We start from the raw sequence: 15,466 nt of genomic DNA on the forward strand, positions 1-15,466 counted from the left end.
GCGGTGGAATATGCACCCAAGGGGTGGGAGGCACGGTTTGGCTCGGCCCCTCAATTCGGTGCGCCGCTGGGCTTTCTGGCCGCCAACGGGCTGTTCCTGCTGCTCGGGCTGGGCCTTTCGGATGCGGACTTCAAAAGCTGGGGCTGGCGCATTCCGTTTCTGGCGAGCGCCTTGCTGGTCGGGCTTGGCCTGTGGGTGCGGCTGCGGATCGCCGAAACGCCTGCGTTCCGCGATGCTCTGGCGCACAAGGCACCCCCGCGCGTGCCGATTGCGCAGTTGCTGCGGCATCATAGCGGTGCGGTGCTGGCGGGAACGGCGGGGGCGGTGGCCTGTTTCGCGGTGTTCTATCTGTCCACCGCCTATGCCCTGGCCCAAGGCACCACGGCGCTGGGTTACAGCCGTGAGACCTTCCTGGGGGTGCAGCTTGCCGCGAACTGCTTTTTCGCGGTCGGGATCCTGCTGGCCGTGATCCGCGCGGACCGGGTCGGATCGCGCAAGGTCCTGATCGCGGGCTCGCTGGCTTGCATGGTGCTGGGGCTGGTGTTTGGACCGGGGTTGCAATCGGGATCGCTGTGGACGGTGTTTGCCACGCTGGCCATCGCGCTGTTCGTGATGGGGCTGGTCTATGGCCCGCTGGGCAGCTGGTTGCCCACGCTGTTCCCGGTGACCGTGCGCTATTCGGGGATTTCGCTGGCGTTCAATCTGGGCGGGATCATCGGCGGGGCGCTGACCCCGCTGGGCGCGCAGCAACTGGCGGCCAGTGGGTACGGCGCGCAGGCCGGATTGCTGCTGACTTTGGCCGGAGCGCTCAGTCTGCTGGGTCTGGTGCTGGCAAAGCGGTCAACCGCAGCAGAGTAAGCCGCGCCTTGCCGACTTTGCGATCGGCAACCGCTTCGAACAGCTTGAGCTTCGGCTCTTCATCGTGCGCGGTTTCCAGGCTGATCCAGGTTTGCTCCCCGATCCAGCCAAGCCGCCGCAGCTTGTCGAGCGCCACCACGCCCGCGCCGGAATGGTACGGTGGATCGAGCAGCACCAGATCGAGCGGCGCCTTGACCGGCCCCAGCGCGAGTACTGACCCGGCGCGGACATCGCAGAGGCTGGCGGCGCGCAGGTTGGCAATGTTGGTGCGCAGCGCCCGGATGGCGGCCGCGTCCTGCTCCACGAACACGCAACTGGCCGCGCCGCGTGACAGCGCCTCAAGCCCCAGCGCGCCCGATCCCGCAAACAGATCGGCCACGCTCAACCCTTCGAAAGTGCCGAGCCGCGAGAGCAGCATCGAGAACAGCGTTTCGCGGGTGCGGTCGGCGGTGGGGCGGGTAACCTCGCCTGCCGGTGCCTGCAATTTGCGCCCGCGCCACTGCCCGGCGATGATCCGCAGGCTCATTTGCGCGGGGCTCCACGGGCCGGACGTGCCGGACGCGCCGCACCGCGAGGGCCGGGCCGGGCCGGAGCCTTGCCGCCGCGCGCCGGGGCCTGCCCGTCCTTCGACCAGGTTGAGCGCGGCTTGGCGGGCTGGCTGTGGGGATTGGGATGCTCGGGCTTGGGCGTGGTCTTGAGCGATTTGACGAATTGTTCCACTTCGACCTGGCGGATTTCCACCGCTTGCCCGCGCGGCAGATCAAGCAGTTCGAACGGGCCGTACTTGGTGCGCAGCAAGCGGCTGACTTCCAGCCCCAGATGCTCCAGCACGCGGCGCACTTCGCGGTTTTTGCCTTCGGTCAGGGTCAGTTCGATCCACTGGTTGCGGCCGGTGCGGCGTTCCATATTGGCGTTGATTGCGCCGTAGTGCATCCCGTCGATCTCGATCCCCTCGATTAGTCCCTCCAGCTGGTTCTGGCTGATCTCGCCATAGGTGCGGGCGCGGTAGGTGCGGGGGATGCCGCTGCTGGGCAGTTCCATCGCCCGCTTGAGCCCGCCGTCATTGGTCAGCAGCAGCAGCCCTTCGGTGTTGAGATCGAGCCGCCCGACCGGCATCAGCCGCGGCGAGCCGGGGGGCAGGGCATTGCGCAGCGCGGTGTAGATCGTCGGGCGTCCAGTCGGGTCACGCTCGGCTGTGATCAGGCCCGAAGGCTTGTGGAACACGAACAACCGGGCGGCTTCGGGGGCCTTGACCGGCTTGCCGTCCACGCTGACGCCGCGCAGACTGGTGAGCAAGGTGGCGGGGGTGGTGACCACCTCCTCGCCGATCTTGACCCGGCCCTCGGCGATCATCCGCTCAACCTCACGGCGGCTGGCAATGCCGGCGCGGGCGAGGAGCTTGGCGATGCGGTCGCCCTGGCGGTCAGGATCTGGGGTGGTCATCGCTGGCCCATAGCCGCAAAGGGGTTTGGGGGAAAGGTTGGCCTTCAGGACTCCCCCTCCTCTTCAGAGGAGGGGGTCGGGGGNGTGATCCGATTCCCCCTCCTCTTAAGAGGAGGGGGAATCGGATCACCGCCGCACTGTCATCCTTTGGCCAGCGCCATCTGCTCCTCGCAGATTTCGTGGAAGCGGCGGATCCCGGCTTCGAGTGTGCCAAGCGTGATGTGAGGGATCGCGCCGCTGGTCAGGCCCTGTTGCCCCAGTGCCGCCGCGCGGAAGTCCTCGCTGGCGAAGACCCCGTCGTCGAGCAGCTGCCAGCTGCGTTCCCAGTGGTCGCGGGCCTTGTCGGTGGCGGGTTCCTCGGGGATCAGCATGAAATCCTCGACCAGGGTGCGGTCATGGCTCTGCGGCCACAGCGCCATGACGTTGATGTAATCCGGGCTGATCACCAGCACGGTGCCCGGATAGAGCTGATAGGCAAATGTCCCGGTCCGGCGCAGCACGGCCATGTCGGTCAGATCGAGCCCCTCCAGCTCTGCCGCGCGGCCGACCAGGCTGCGCTGGTGCGGGCCGATCTGGTCCCCACTGGTCACCCCGTCCTTGAAAAACGGCCCGATCGTCGCGGCGTGGAGCCGGGCGACGTGGTAGCTTTCCAGGAAGGCATCCATGATCAGCTTCCAGTTCGAGGCGACTTCGTGCGTCCGGCGGCGGAACAGGTGCAGCTGGCCCAGCGCAAAGGCATCGAAATCGAGGCCGAGGGTGCGGGCATCGCCAAAGTCGGCCTGCGGCTGCGGTGAAAACCAGATCAGCCCGCCCGCTTCGCAGCTGGGCAGTTCGACCAGGCCGTGGTCCGCCTTGTCCAGCCCGGGAAACGTCTCTGGCCGGGGCAGGGCGAGCAGCCGCCCGTCCAGAGCAAAGGTCCAGGCGTGGTAAGGGCAGGTCATCCGCTTGGCGCAGACGCTCTCGCTGCCCTCCACCAGCCGGGTGCCGCGGTGGCGGCAGACGTTTAGGAACACGTGGGCTTGGCCGTCCGCATCACGGGTGATCAGCAAGGGGCGCCCGGTCGCGTCATGCGGCACGGCCATGCCACTTTGCGGGAGCAGCGCCGAAGGGCACAGCACTTGCGGCGCGCGGCTCCACATCAGTGCCTGTTCGCGGGCCCAGTACGCCGGATCGGTATAGACCGCGGCCGGGACCGTCGCGGTTGCACCGGCCTGGCGGGTCCGGCCCTGCCGGATCGCCTCGGCCAGAGCGAGCTGCCCGGGGGTCGGCGCGTGGCCGGGCAGAGTGGCGGTTTGCGACATGGCTCTATCCAATCCTTCCTTTGTGGCTAATGTGCCCCGGATTCGGATTGGAGGGAAGATGGCAGGCCAGAGCACTGAACAACCGGGGGCCTTGCGGCTGCTGGTATCGGCATTCGGCAACCGCAAGACCGGGGTGATGCTGGTGCTGGGCATGGCAGCAGGCCTGCCCAATGTGCTGCTGCTGGGTTCGCTTTATGCCTGGCTGGGAGAGGCCGGGGTCAATCTGGAGACGATGGGTGTCTTTTCGCTGATCGGGCTGGCCTATGCGTTCAAATTCCTGTGGTCGCCTGTGGTGGACCGGGTGCGGCTGCCGGGGCTGTGGAAGCTGGGGCGGCGGCGCAGCTGGCTGGTGCCGATCCAGGCGCTGGTCGGGCTGGTCCTGATCGTGCTTTCGCGGCTTGATCCGCATGCCGCGTTGGGCTGGTTCTCGCTGCTGGCCGGACTGGCCGCCTTTGCCGCCGCGACCCAGGACATCGCGATTGACGCCTGGCGAGTCGAGGTTGCGGACGATGTGGCGACGCTGGATGTGCTGTCGGCGATCTACCAGCTGGGGTTCCGGCTGGCGACGCTGATGGGCGGGGCTCTGGCGCTGGTCATGGCGGCGCGGATCGGCTGGCCGGCGGTCTATTTCTGGATGGGCATGTTCATGCTGCTGGCGATGGTGGCCAGCTGGCTGGCCCCTGACACTCCGTTTGAGCAGACCCAGACCAACGAACAGGCCCTGGCAGGATTGCCGCCCCGGGTGCGGGCCGTGGCGCTGGGTCTGGTCGGGGCGCTGTGGGGCTGGGCTTTGGCCATGGTGATCGTGTTCATGGTTCAGTCGCTCGGCGCCGCGCCGGGCGAGCGGCCCAATTCGGGCGATTTCGTCAAGTTCAAAGGCCCCCTGATCGTCATCGCCACGGTGATCCTGCCGGCGATCATCGCCGCGGTGATGGGCCACTGGCAGCGCACCGGGCGCTTTTCCGCCCAGGATGGCGCGACCAAGGTTCACACCAATCCGCTCGATCATGCCTATCGCGCGCTGATCGAACCGCTGGGTGAACTGGTCGGGCGGCTGCGCTGGGCGTCGATTCTGGTCTTCGGGATTATCCTGACCTACCGCCTGACCGACAGCGTCTGGGGCCCCTTTGCCCTGCCGTTCTACCTGCAGGAACTGAAGTACACCAATGACGAGGTGGCGATTGCCAGCAAGTTCTTTGGGGTGGGCATGACCATGGCCGGGATCACGCTGGGCGCGGTCAGCTTTGCCGCGATCGGGCGGATGGGTACGCTGGTGTTCGCGGCGTTCGTGTCCGCGATCAGCAACCTGCTTTACGCCGATCTGGCGCAAGGCGGGGTCTGGCTGGACCGGTTCGGCCATGCCACCGGGTTCTATTGGCTCTGCGCCAATTTCGGTTCGGATGACCGCTTTTCGCGCCTGCTGCTGGCGATCACGGGTGAGAACCTGGCCGGTGGCTTCGCCGGGGCGGCCTTCACCGCTTACTTGTCCTCAATCACTTCAAAATCCCACGCGGCGGTGCAGTTTTCGCTGCTGGCCTCGCTCACGTTTCTGGTCGGATCGCTCGGTCGGGCCGCGATCGGGGAAAAGATCGATACCGGCGGCTATGCTCCGGTGTTCTACCTGACTGCGAGCCTGGGCATGGTCGCCGTGCTGCTGAGCGCGCTGGAATGGGCGCGGACAGCGCGGGCCGATAGGCGGACAACAGGGTGACAAAAGGTTACATCCCTGTCACCCCGATTCAGGATTGCAAAACAAAGCTTTAGACGCAAAAGGTGACGGATTCGCTGTTTTCAGGCGAATTCGTTCATCTGGCTGGATCAACGCTGTCAAAGAGCAGTGCCAGACCTAGCAAATTCGCGGCTTGTAGGAAAATGCTCAGTCGGGAAATTCGCGGTTGAGCCGCAACACTTCGCCCGCAAGGTAAAGCGAGCCCGCGATCAGCACGTCGCCTTCAGGTGGCAGCGCGGCGAGCGCTGCCGCGACATCGGGGAACGGGCGCACCGGCAAGTCGGCATGGGCGGCGATCTGTTCAGGCGAATGCGCGTCATGCCCGGGCGCGGGAACCACCGACAGGCTTAGCAGCATCCCCTTAAGCGGCGCGACAATCGCGGCAGGATCCTTGCTGGATAGCATCCCGGTGATGAGGTGGAACGGCGGTTCGGCTCCGAAAAACCGCGCAATCGCCAGTCCCGCATCGACATTGTGCCCGCCATCGAGCCACACCCGCCGCCCCGGCACCAGTGCCGTCAGCGGCCCTGCACCCAGCAGTTGCAACCGCGCCGGCCAGCGCGCGGCGCGGATGCCTTGCGCCATCGCCTCTGCCGAGACTGCAACCTGCGTCTGATGCCGCAGCATCGCCACCGCCAGCGCGGCATTATCGGCCTGATGCGATCCGGCCAGCGCGGGCAGCGGCAAGGTCAATTCACCGTGCCGATCGCGATAGGCGATCTGCTCGCCCACATCGGCAAACCAGTCGAGCCCCCGGATCGCGGTTTTCGCGCCCGCGATCATCGCTTGTTCGATCACCGTGCGGGTGACCTCGGTAGGATACGCCTGCGTCACCAAGGGCACGCCGGGCCGCGCGATTCCGGCCTTCTCAAACGCAATCCGGCACAGCGGTTCCTGCGGCACGCCTTGTTCCGGTGTCAGCAGGAATTCGTTGTGGTCGATCCCCAAAGTGGCGATCCCGCACGCGGCCTGGCCATCAAGCACATTGGTGGCATCGAAGCGCCCGCCCAGGCCCACTTCGATCACGCAGGCATTGGCAGGCACGCGGTTGAAAGCGAGGAACGTGGCGGCAGTGGTCACTTCAAAAAAGCTGGGCGAGAGGTCTTGTCCCAGATCGAGCACTTCGCCGAGCAGGTCGGCCAGCAATTCGTCATCAATCAGCTTGCCCGCCACCCGGATACGCTCATTATACCGCACCAGATGCGGCTTGGTCGCGGCGTGGACGGTCAGCCCCTGTGCTTCCAGCATGGCGCGCAGATAGGCGCAGGTGCTGCCCTTGCCATTGGTGCCCGCGACGTGGAACACCGGCGGCAACTGGCGCTGCGGATTGCCCAGCCGGTCCAGCAGCTGATGGATCACCTCCAGCCCGATCCGCCCCTGCGGCAGGCTGAGCGCACCCAGCCGGTTGAGCTGCGCCTGGACGCGCGGGTTATCCGAGATTGCGAAGTCGCGCACCTTAAGCCCCCTCCTCTTTAGAGGAGGGGGTTGGGGGTGGTGGCGGCATGCGCGGCGCATCGCGCAAGCACCACCCCGCTGCGACTAAGGCCTGCTGCGCAGGCCCAAGTCTCACTGCCCCTCCTCTCAAGAGGAGGGGGGAATCAGGCTGCTTTGGATGCACCCAGATAGTCCAGCACCGATGCCAGCGTTGCGCGCAAATCGCGGCGGTGCGTGACCATGTCGATCATGCCGTGCTCCAGCAGATATTCCGCGCGCTGAAAGCCTTCGGGCAGTTTCTCGCGGATCGTGTCCTGGATCACGCGCTGGCCGGCAAAACCGATCAGGCAGCCCGGTTCGGCAATCTGGACATCGCCCAGCATGGCATAGCTGGCAGTGACGCCGCCGGTGGTGGGATCGGTCAGCACGACGATATAGGGCAGGCCCGCGCGGTTCAGGCGGCTGATCGCCACGGTGCATTTGGGCATCTGCATCAGGCTGAGGATGCCTTCCTGCATCCGCGCGCCCCCGGCGGCGGTGCAGATCACATAGCCGACCTTTTCCTTGATCGCGCGGTCAGCCCCGGCAACGAATGCTGCGCCCACGGCCATGCCCATCGATCCGCCCATGAAGGCGAAATCCTGCACCCCCAGCACGCATTTCTGCCCATCGATCGCGCCCAGCGCATTGGTCAGCGCATCGGGGTGCGGATTGGCCAGCCGTGCGGCTTTCAGCCGGTCAGGGTACTTCTTCTGGTCGCGGAATTTCAGCGGGTCTTCCTTCACCTTGGGGGTGGGAAGCACTTCAAACCCGGCGTCCAGCAACTGCGCAAATCGCGCGTCCGCGCCAATCCGCCCGTGATGATCACAGCGCGGGCAGACGTTCTGGTTATCCTCATACTCCTTGGTGAACAGCATTTCGCTGCACGCAGGGCATTTGATCCAGAGATTATCGGGCGTGTCCCGCTTCGTCGTGAAGGGGATCGAATTGCGGACGCGATCTAGCCAGCTCATTTTGGGGCCTTAGCGGAGTGTTCGGGCGTTTGCGAGGGGGGAAGTGTTTGAATGGTTCACGCAGAGGCGCGGAGGAAGAAAGCGAGGCGCGGAGACACAGTGGTAACCGCCGCAGGCGGCTCAAATGTCAAAGCTCACGGCAATCGCAAGGTTCGGATAGAAAGCGGCTTCGCCGCTGGCGCAACTCCTCTGCGCCTCCTTTTTTTCCTCTGCGCCTCTGCGTGAACTATTCCCCCCGCGCCGAATGCACTGCATCCGCCAGCGCCCGCGTCAGTTCGCGCACCGGGCCGGCCGCATTCACGCCGTGCTGGCCAACCAGATCGACCAGCGCCGAGCCAACCACCACGCCATCCGCAACCTTGGCAATGGCGGCGGCCTGTTCGGGTGTGCGCACACCGAAACCGACCGCGACGGGGATTTTGGCGTGCTGCTTGATCCGGGCGACGGCTTCATCGATGCTCGCCTGCGCGGCTTGTTGCATACCGGTGATCCCGGCGACCGAGACGTAATAAAGAAAGCCCGAAGACCCTTCCAGCACCGCCGGCAGCCGCGCCGCATCGGTGGTGGGGGTGGCCAGCCGGATCAGCGCCACGCCCGCGCCGCGCAGCGCGGGGCCTAGCTCAGGATCTTCCTCTGGCGGAATATCGACGCAGATTACCCCGTCGACCCCGGCCTTGGCGCATTCAGCCGCGAACCATTCCGGCCCGCGTGTGATCATCGGATTGGCATAGCCCATCAGCACCAGCGGCACTTGCGGATGCCGCGCCCGGAAAGCAGCGGCGATGGCGAAAATGTCCGCCGTGGTGGTGCCCGCACCCAGACTGCGCAAATTGGCGCGCTGGATCGCCGGGCCATCGGCCATCGGATCGGTGAAGGGCATGCCGAGCTCGATCACATCAGCCCCGCCTTCGACGAGAGCGTCGAGGATCGCGGCGGTGGCATCAGGCGTCGGATCACCCCCGGTGACGAAAGCGACGAGAGCGGGGCCTTTGGCGAAGGCTTGTTCGAAGCGGGTCATGCCTGTGGCCCTTTGATACCTTGAACCGGGAGCGGCTTAAAAGCCCTCTCCCCTTCAGGGGAGAGGGTTGGGAGAGGGGGCCGCATCTCGGCCAAAATTGAGGTCAAATGGATCAAAACACCCTCTAGATTCTGCATGATTTCCACATTTGTATAACGTTGCACCCGGTACCCCTGCGATTCCAGATAGCGGGTCCTGATCGTGTCGCGTGGATCATCGATGTCATGCGTGTTTCCGTCGATTTCGATCACCAGCTTGGGATCGTTTGCCGCGAAATCCGCAATGTATTCACCGATAACCTTTTCCCTTCGAAACTTTATCCCTTCAAATCGACCGGCTCGCAATTGCAGCCACATCCGGGTTGCTGGTTCGGACATTGCCTTGCGATTTGCTTTGGCGAAAGCAGTCAGGCGTTGGTCGCGCATTCCCCCTCTCCCAACCCTCTCCCCTGAAGGGGAGAGGGTTGGGAGAGGGGGANTGGTCGCGCATTCCCCCTCTCCCAACCCTCTCCCCTGAAGGGGAGAGGGCTTTGCTACAGCTCCACCCCCAGGTGTGCGGCGACCGAGAAGATGTCCTTGTCTCCCCGTCCGCACAGGTTGGCGAGGATGATGCTGTCTTTCGGCATCGTCGGCGCGACCCTTTTCACTGCGGCGATGGCGTGGGCCGGTTCCAGCGCGGGGATGATCCCTTCGGTCCGGCACAGCAGCTGGAACCCGTCGAGCGCCTCTACATCGGTTACGCTGGTGTAATCGACCCGGCCGACGTCGCGCAGCCAGGCGTGTTCAGGACCGATGCCGGGATAGTCCAGCCCGGCGCTGATCGAGTGGCCTTCGATGATCTGGCCGTCACCGTCCTGCAGCAGGTAGGTCTTGTTGCCGTGGAGGATCCCCGGACGCCCACCCGCCAGCGATGCGGCGTGATCCTTGTCGAGGCCGTAACCCGCAGCTTCCACGCCCAGCATCTTGACGCTGGGATCATCCAGGAACGGATGGAACAGCCCGATCGCATTGCTGCCCCCACCAATCGCGGCGACCAGCAGGTCGGGCAGGCGGCCGGTGCGGCTGAGCATTTGTGCGCGGGCTTCCTTGCCGATCACAGACTGAAAATCGCGGACCAGTTCCGGATAGGGGTGCGGGCCGGCGGCGGTGCCGATGATGTAGAAGGTATCGTGGACATTGGCGACCCAGTCGCGCAGCGCCTCGTTCATCGCGTCCTTCAGCGTCGCGGCTCCGGCGGTGACCGGCACCACTTCTGCGCCGAGCAGCTTCATCCGGAACACGTTGGGCTGCTGCCGGGCAACGTCAGTCGCGCCCATGAAGATCACGCAGGGCAGGCCGAACCGCGCGCAGACCGTAGCGGTGGCAACTCCGTGCTGGCCCGCGCCGGTTTCGGCAATGATCCGGGTCTTGCCCATGCGGATCGCCAGCAGGATCTGGCCGATGCAATTGTTGATCTTGTGCGCGCCGGTGTGGTTCAGCTCGTCGCGCTTGAACCACACTTGCCCGCCCCCCAGCTCCTCGGTCAGGCGCGGGGCGAAATAGAGCGGGCTGGGGCGCCCGACATAGTGTTCCAGCAGGTCGTCGAATTCGGCCTGAAACGCCGGATCGGCCTTGGCGGCGGTGTATTCCCGCTCAAGGTCCAGGATCAGCGGCATCAGCGTTTCGGCGACGTAACGCCCCCCGAACTGGCCGAAATGGCCGCGTTCGTCGGGCTGGTTGCGAAATGTGTTCGGCGTGGGGTTCTGCAGGGTCATGACGCGCTGCCGCTTGGCAGAGCAGCACGTGAAAGTCCAGCCATTGCGCGGGGTTGCGGCTGTGCCTGAACGTAATTTAACTATCAGATGTTAGTGTAAAATGTTGCATATTGGCAACAAAGAAGAATTCGTGCGACCAAAATGAACAACAAATTCATCGCAGCGCAAGGCAGGGCTTTCTACCTGCCGGTCAGTCCCTGTCAGGGGCCTGAATATCCAAGGAGTATGATTATGCGTAAGGTTCTTCTCCCGCTGCTCGCCATTGCAGCCACCGCGACCCCGGCCATGGCGAACGAAGCCCGCATCGAAGCGCGCGGCGGCGTGTTCTGGAGCCCGGGCTATACGCAGGACGCCTATGGCGTGGCTGCGGGCTATGATTTCGATCTGGGTGAGACCACGTTTGCCGGTGTCGAAGTGTCGGGCGACAAGATCGCCGATACCGGCACCAAGGTCGCCTGGGGCTTTACCGGCCGCGCCGGCGCCAAGGTGAGCGAGCAGGGCAAGCTCTATGCTACCGGCGGCTACACCACCGAAACCTGCAATCTGTGCAACAACGAAACCGTTCACGCGGGTGCCGGTTACCAGCAGGGCTTTGGCAACAAGCTCTACGGCAAGGTCGAATACCGCCACTTCTTCCTCGACCAGAACCGTCCGGACGGCAACGCCGTGTTCGCGGGGCTGGGCGTGAAGTTCTAAGCTTTCAACCTGCCACCGAGAGAAGGGGCGGCCTGGAAACAGGTCGCCCCTTTGTTATGCGGAGCGGGCGGTCGCGCAGAAGGCGGCGATTTTGGCGACGTCCTTGACCCCCGGTGCGCTTTCTACGCCGGAGGACGTATCCACCAGCGGCGCACCAGTCAGCCGCACGGCTTCGGCCACGTTTTCCGCCGATAGGCCGCCAGCCAATCCCCAGGGGCAGGGCGCTTTCCACGCGGAGAGCAGCGACCAGTCGAACTTCAGCCCCATCCCGCCCTGCAGCGCGCCCTTGGGTGTCTTGGCGTCAAACAGGATCAGGTCCGCCGCGCCCAGATAGGCCTGCGCGCGCGCTATGTCCTCAGCCTTTGCGACCGACAGCACTTTCCACACCGGCAGTCCAAACTGAGCGCGCGCCTGTGCGACCCGCTCGGGGCTTTCGGAACCGTGGAACTGCAAGGCATCGAGCCCCGCAGCCGCAATCGTTTCGGTCAGCGTGGCATCATCCGCATCGACATAGACCCCGACCTTGCCGATCCGCCCGGCCGCCCGCTCAGTCAGTTCGCGCGCCACGCCCAGCGAGGCAAAGCGCGGGCTCGGCGCATAGAACATAAGCCCGAAATAGTCGGCCCGCGCCGCAATCGCTGCTTCCAGCGTTTCAGGCGTGGTCAGGCCGCAGATCTTGATCTTGGGGGTGGTCATACCCCCGCCGGTTAGCGCGGGCGCGCTTAGGGCGCCAGTTCGAACTGCACGTTGACGCTGACCGTCAGATCAAGCTGACCCGCTGCGACCGGAGTGGGAGCCGCATCGGCCATCATTGCGGCCTTGGTGAACATCACCGGCTGGGGCGGGCTATAGCCGCCGCCTTCGCTGATTGTCAGGATCCGCACCACGCGCAGCCCGGCCGCCTTGGCATAGAGGTCCGCGCGGGCCCGCGCGCTCTTGATCGCGGCCACGCGGGCCTCGTCCATCGCGGCGTCGGGATTGTCGAGCTGAAAGTTCGGTCCGTTGACTTCATTCGCGCCCGAGGCGACCAGCGTGTCGAGCACCTTGCCGAACTGCTTGAGGTCACGCTGCTTGACGCTGACGGTGTTGCCCGCCTGATAACCGACAATGCGCGGCGCGCGCATCGTGCCGTTGGGGCTGACCTGCTGGTCGCCATAGACCGGGTTGAGGCTGATCTGGCTGGTCTGAACATCCTTGTCGGCAATCCCTGCCGTCTTGAGCGCGGCGATCACTTTGTTCATTTGCGCGGCATTGGCGCTCATCGCCGCGCCAGCGGTGGCAGCCTGGCTGGTCACCCCGGCGCTGAATACGGCAAGATCCGGCACGCGGGTGGCGCGGCCTTCGCCATTGACCGAAAGCAGGGTGTTTCCGGCGGCGACAACCGGGCCGGACTGGACGTTCTGGGCCATGGCAACTCCGGGCAGGGCCAGCGCAAGCGCCAGCGGGGCAAGAGCGAATTTGAGCGATTTCATTGCAATACTCCTTCGCGGCATGACTGTGGCCATGCACTGCCACGGCTTTCGCTGGGCTGAATTACCTCAGTTCAAGCAAGCCTGACCCGTTCGTGTCGAGCGAAGTCGAGACACCTCTGCGCTGGCATGTCTCGACTTCGCTCGACACGAACGGAGGTGGGGGCAAAGCGGAAAATCTAGAGTGTTGCCTCAATCGCCCGCGCGGCCGCCACAGGATCTTCAGCCCGCGCGATCGGCCTGCCAACCACCAGCACGCTGGCCCCGGCATCGCGCGCCTGGCGCGGGGTGACAGCGCGCTTTTGATCGCCCATGGCGCCGCCGGCCGGGCGCAGACCGGGGACAACCAAATAGCCGTCCTTCCACTGCGAATGCACTGCGGCCACTTCATGCCCGGAACAGACGATCCCATCCAGCCCGGATGATTGCGCCAGTTCGGCGAGCCGCATCACCTGATCGTGCGCGTTGCCGCCAATCCCGGTTGCGGTCATGTCGCCTTCATCAAGGCTGGTCAGCAGGGTTACGCCGACGACTTTGCAATGTTCGCCCGCCGCAGCCTTGGCATCTTCCATCATCGCCCGCCCGCCGCCGGCATGGACGGTTACGATGGCCGGCTCCAGCACGTGAATCGCCTGCATTGCCCCGGCAACGGTATTGGGAATGTCATGCAGTTTGAGATCGAGGAAGATCGGCAGCCCGATCTTGGCGATTTCATGCACCCCATGGTGGCCGTGGGCGCAGAAGAATTCCAGCCCCAGCTTGAGCCCGCCAATATGCCCTGCCACCTTGCGCGCCACCGCTTCGGCCGTTTCCAGCCGGGGGAAATCCAGGGCGAGGTAGATCGGGTTGGTGCTCATACGATGGGATTCTCCGGTGCGGCGGTTTCCAGCTGGGTCGTGGTGGCCACTGCGCTGGGCTGGCTTACCGCGGTGGCCTTGACGGTGTTTTCAAGGCTGGAAATCCGCCGGGTGAGTCGCCATTTCCCGGCCTTGGCCAGCAACCACATCGGCAGCAATCCGGCCAAAAACGAAAGGATCACCAGCGCGGGCAGTTTGGTCTGGAGGATCAGTCCCTCCCAGATTTTCACTTCCACGTCCTGCCAGTTGTTGATGGAAAACAGCGCCAGCGCGATCACCAACACTACCCACACGACCGTCCGGATTACCTGCATCGACCCAAGGCCTCCTTACCCCCAGAGGTTTATCCCAGCGATGCTAGGCGGGATTGGCCGTGAAGGGAAGAGCAGCTTAGCTCTCTCCCCTTGAGGGAAAGGGCCCAAAGAGGGGAGTTCGCTCCGGCCCTCTCTCAACACCGGCTAGGCGGCTTGCCTCACTCTCCGAACACCCGTGCAAAGATCGTGTCGATCGCCTTGAAGTGGTAATCGAGGTTGAACTTTTCTTCCAGTTCCTGCGCAGACAGTGCGGCGGTGACTTCCGGATCGGCTTTCAGCAGTTCTAGCAGGTTGAGCTGCCCGTCCGATTCCCACACCTTCATCGCGTTGCGCTGGACCAGCCGGTACGAGGCATCGCGCTCGAGCCCGGCCTGGGTCAGCGCCAGCAGCACCCGCTGGGAATGGACCAGGCCGCCCATCTTGTCCAAATTCTTCTGCATCCGTTCGGGATAGATCAGCAGCTTGTCGATCACCCCGGTCAGCCGTGCGAGCGCGAAGTCGAGCGTGATCGTCGCATCCGGACCGATGAAGCGTTCTACCGAAGAGTGCGAAATGTCGCGCTCATGCCACAGCGCGACGTTTTCCAGCGCCGGGGTCACGGCCGAGCGGACCATCCGGGCAAGCCCGGTCAGGTTCTCGGTCAGGACCGGGTTGCGCTTGTGCGGCATGGCCGAGCTGCCCTTTTGCCCGGGGCTGAAATATTCCTCCGCCTCCAGCACTTCGGTGCGCTGCAGGTGGCGCACTTCGATCGCCAGGCGTTCAATACTGCTGGCAATCACCCCCAGCGTGGCAAAGAACATCGCGTGGCGGTCGCGCGGGATCACCTGGGTGGAAACGGGTTCCACCGCGAGGCCAAGCTTGTCTGCGACATATTCCTCAACCGAGGGATCGATGTTCGCAAAGGTGCCAACCGCACCCGAAATCGCACAGGTCGCTACTTCAGCGCGGGCGGCGATCAGGCGCGCCTTGCAGCGGGTGAATTCGGCATAGGCTTCGGCCAGCTTCTTGCCGAAAGTGGTCGGTTCGGCATGGATGCCGTGGCTGCGGCCGATGGTGGGGGTGTACTTGTGTTCCAGCGCGCGGCGCTTGATCGCGGCGAGCAGGTCATCCAGATCGGCCAGCAACAGGTCGCTTGCCTGCGCCAGCTGGACCGACAGCGTGGTGTCAAGCACGTCAGAGCTGGTCATGCCCTGATGCATGAACCGCGCTTCGGGGCCGACCTGCTGCGCGACCCAATCGAGGAAAGCGATCACGTCATGCTTGGTCACGGCCTCGATCGCGTCGATCGCGGCGACATCGATCTTCGGGTTGGTCGCCCACCAGTCCCACAGCGCCTTGGCCCCGCTCGGCGGCACCACGCCCAGTTCCCCCAGCTTCTGCGTGGCATGCGCCTCGATCTCGAACCAGATCTTGAAGCGGGCTTCCGGCTCCCAGATGGCAACCATCGCGGGGCGGGCATAACGGGGGACCATGTTTCGTACTCCTAGGGGCGTTGCGTGGCTGCCGCTAGGGCGCGGGGGCCGCGAAGGCAAGGGGGGAGGGGGACAATCGCCCCTCCGTCATTCGCTACGCGAATGCCAC

The 15,466-nt window shown here is 64.8% G+C and carries 15 protein-coding genes and 1 pseudogene; 3 read left to right on the forward strand and 13 right to left on the reverse strand.

The genetic code is table 11. The annotated features are described in order from the left end of the window. The coding region (locus tag MNBBLIKP_RS02055; protein WP_088306981.1) for an MFS transporter at positions 1-858 on the forward strand (858 nt) is incomplete at its 5' end. Here MNBBLIKP_RS02055 and rsmD read toward each other — a convergent pair. The 3 genes and pseudogenes from rsmD to MNBBLIKP_RS02070 all read right to left on the reverse strand — a co-directional run bounded on the left by rsmD (position 809) and on the right by MNBBLIKP_RS02070 (position 3,602). Then, complete coding sequence (rsmD, locus tag MNBBLIKP_RS02060) at positions 809-1,384, reverse strand: 16S rRNA (guanine(966)-N(2))-methyltransferase RsmD (protein ID WP_088306983.1); 576 nt, start codon at positions 1,382-1,384, stop codon at positions 809-811. The two genes, MNBBLIKP_RS02055 and rsmD, sit on opposite strands and share 50 nt — an antisense overlap. Positions 1,385-1,551: 167 nt before the next feature. Next, a pseudogene (locus MNBBLIKP_RS02065) lies at positions 1,552-2,301 on the reverse strand (pseudouridine synthase); the annotation flags it as partial. Positions 2,302-2,441: 140 nt separating this feature from the next. Then, the gene (locus tag MNBBLIKP_RS02070; protein ID WP_088306986.1) at positions 2,442-3,602 is read right to left on the reverse strand and encodes an aromatic ring-hydroxylating oxygenase subunit alpha; all 1,161 of its coding nucleotides are present in this window, start codon (positions 3,600-3,602) and stop codon (positions 2,442-2,444) included. Between the two features lie 58 nt (positions 3,603-3,660). Between MNBBLIKP_RS02070 and MNBBLIKP_RS02075 the strand changes: the two genes are divergently transcribed. Next, positions 3,661-5,313 (forward strand): AmpG family muropeptide MFS transporter, encoded by a 1,653-nt coding sequence (locus MNBBLIKP_RS02075; RefSeq protein WP_088306988.1) that lies wholly within the window; start codon positions 3,661-3,663, stop codon positions 5,311-5,313. Between the two features lie 165 nt (positions 5,314-5,478). On the opposite strand, the gene MNBBLIKP_RS02080 is transcribed toward MNBBLIKP_RS02075, so the two are convergent. From MNBBLIKP_RS02080 to trpB, 5 genes are all read right to left on the reverse strand, one after another. Next, positions 5,479-6,786, reverse strand: coding sequence for a bifunctional folylpolyglutamate synthase/dihydrofolate synthase (locus MNBBLIKP_RS02080; RefSeq protein WP_088306990.1), 1,308 nt, complete (start codon positions 6,784-6,786; stop codon positions 5,479-5,481). A 143-nt stretch (positions 6,787-6,929) separates the two neighbouring features. Further along, entirely contained in the window at positions 6,930-7,778 is an 849-nt protein-coding gene (gene accD / locus MNBBLIKP_RS02085) for an acetyl-CoA carboxylase, carboxyltransferase subunit beta (protein ID WP_088306992.1), read from the reverse strand. Positions 7,779-8,004: 226 nt separating this feature from the next. After that, positions 8,005-8,796, reverse strand: a complete 792-nt coding sequence (gene trpA, locus MNBBLIKP_RS02090) for a tryptophan synthase subunit alpha (RefSeq protein WP_088306994.1) — start codon at positions 8,794-8,796, stop codon at positions 8,005-8,007. After that, positions 8,793-9,221: an endonuclease domain-containing protein gene (locus tag MNBBLIKP_RS02095; RefSeq protein WP_088306996.1), complete on the reverse strand. Its 429-nt coding sequence runs from the start codon at positions 9,219-9,221 to the stop codon at positions 8,793-8,795. Before MNBBLIKP_RS02095 ends, trpA begins: the two co-directional genes overlap by 4 nt. 107 nt (positions 9,222-9,328) lie before the next feature. Continuing rightward, positions 9,329-10,549, reverse strand: coding sequence for a tryptophan synthase subunit beta (gene trpB, locus MNBBLIKP_RS02100; RefSeq protein WP_176399618.1), 1,221 nt, complete (start codon positions 10,547-10,549; stop codon positions 9,329-9,331). A 231-nt stretch (positions 10,550-10,780) separates the two neighbouring features. Between trpB and MNBBLIKP_RS02105 the strand changes: the two genes are divergently transcribed. Next, positions 10,781-11,245, forward strand: coding sequence for an outer membrane protein (locus tag MNBBLIKP_RS02105; protein WP_088307010.1), 465 nt, complete (start codon positions 10,781-10,783; stop codon positions 11,243-11,245). A gap of 54 nt (positions 11,246-11,299) precedes the next feature. Here MNBBLIKP_RS02105 and MNBBLIKP_RS02110 read toward each other — a convergent pair whose 3' ends face one another. From MNBBLIKP_RS02110 to purB, 5 genes are all read right to left on the reverse strand, one after another. After that, entirely contained in the window at positions 11,300-11,941 is a 642-nt protein-coding gene (locus MNBBLIKP_RS02110) for a phosphoribosylanthranilate isomerase (RefSeq protein WP_088306998.1), read from the reverse strand. A 26-nt stretch (positions 11,942-11,967) separates the two neighbouring features. Continuing rightward, on the reverse strand, positions 11,968-12,717 hold the full coding sequence (locus tag MNBBLIKP_RS02115; RefSeq protein WP_088307000.1) for an SIMPL domain-containing protein: 750 nt from the start codon (positions 12,715-12,717) through the stop codon (positions 11,968-11,970). Positions 12,718-12,893: 176 nt separating this feature from the next. Further along, positions 12,894-13,571: an orotidine-5'-phosphate decarboxylase gene (pyrF, locus tag MNBBLIKP_RS02120; RefSeq protein WP_088307002.1), complete on the reverse strand. Its 678-nt coding sequence runs from the start codon at positions 13,569-13,571 to the stop codon at positions 12,894-12,896. Beyond that, positions 13,568-13,885: a lipopolysaccharide assembly protein LapA domain-containing protein gene (locus MNBBLIKP_RS02125; RefSeq protein ID WP_088307004.1), complete on the reverse strand. Its 318-nt coding sequence runs from the start codon at positions 13,883-13,885 to the stop codon at positions 13,568-13,570. The genes pyrF and MNBBLIKP_RS02125 overlap by 4 nt, the downstream gene beginning before the upstream one ends. 158 nt (positions 13,886-14,043) lie before the next feature. Then, positions 14,044-15,357 (reverse strand): adenylosuccinate lyase, encoded by a 1,314-nt coding sequence (gene purB / locus MNBBLIKP_RS02130; protein WP_088307006.1) that lies wholly within the window; start codon positions 15,355-15,357, stop codon positions 14,044-14,046. Positions 15,358-15,466: the final 109 nt, after the last annotated feature.

The organism is Novosphingobium sp. B 225 (assembly GCF_002198665.1).
GTDB lineage: Bacteria > Pseudomonadota > Alphaproteobacteria > Sphingomonadales > Sphingomonadaceae > Novosphingobium.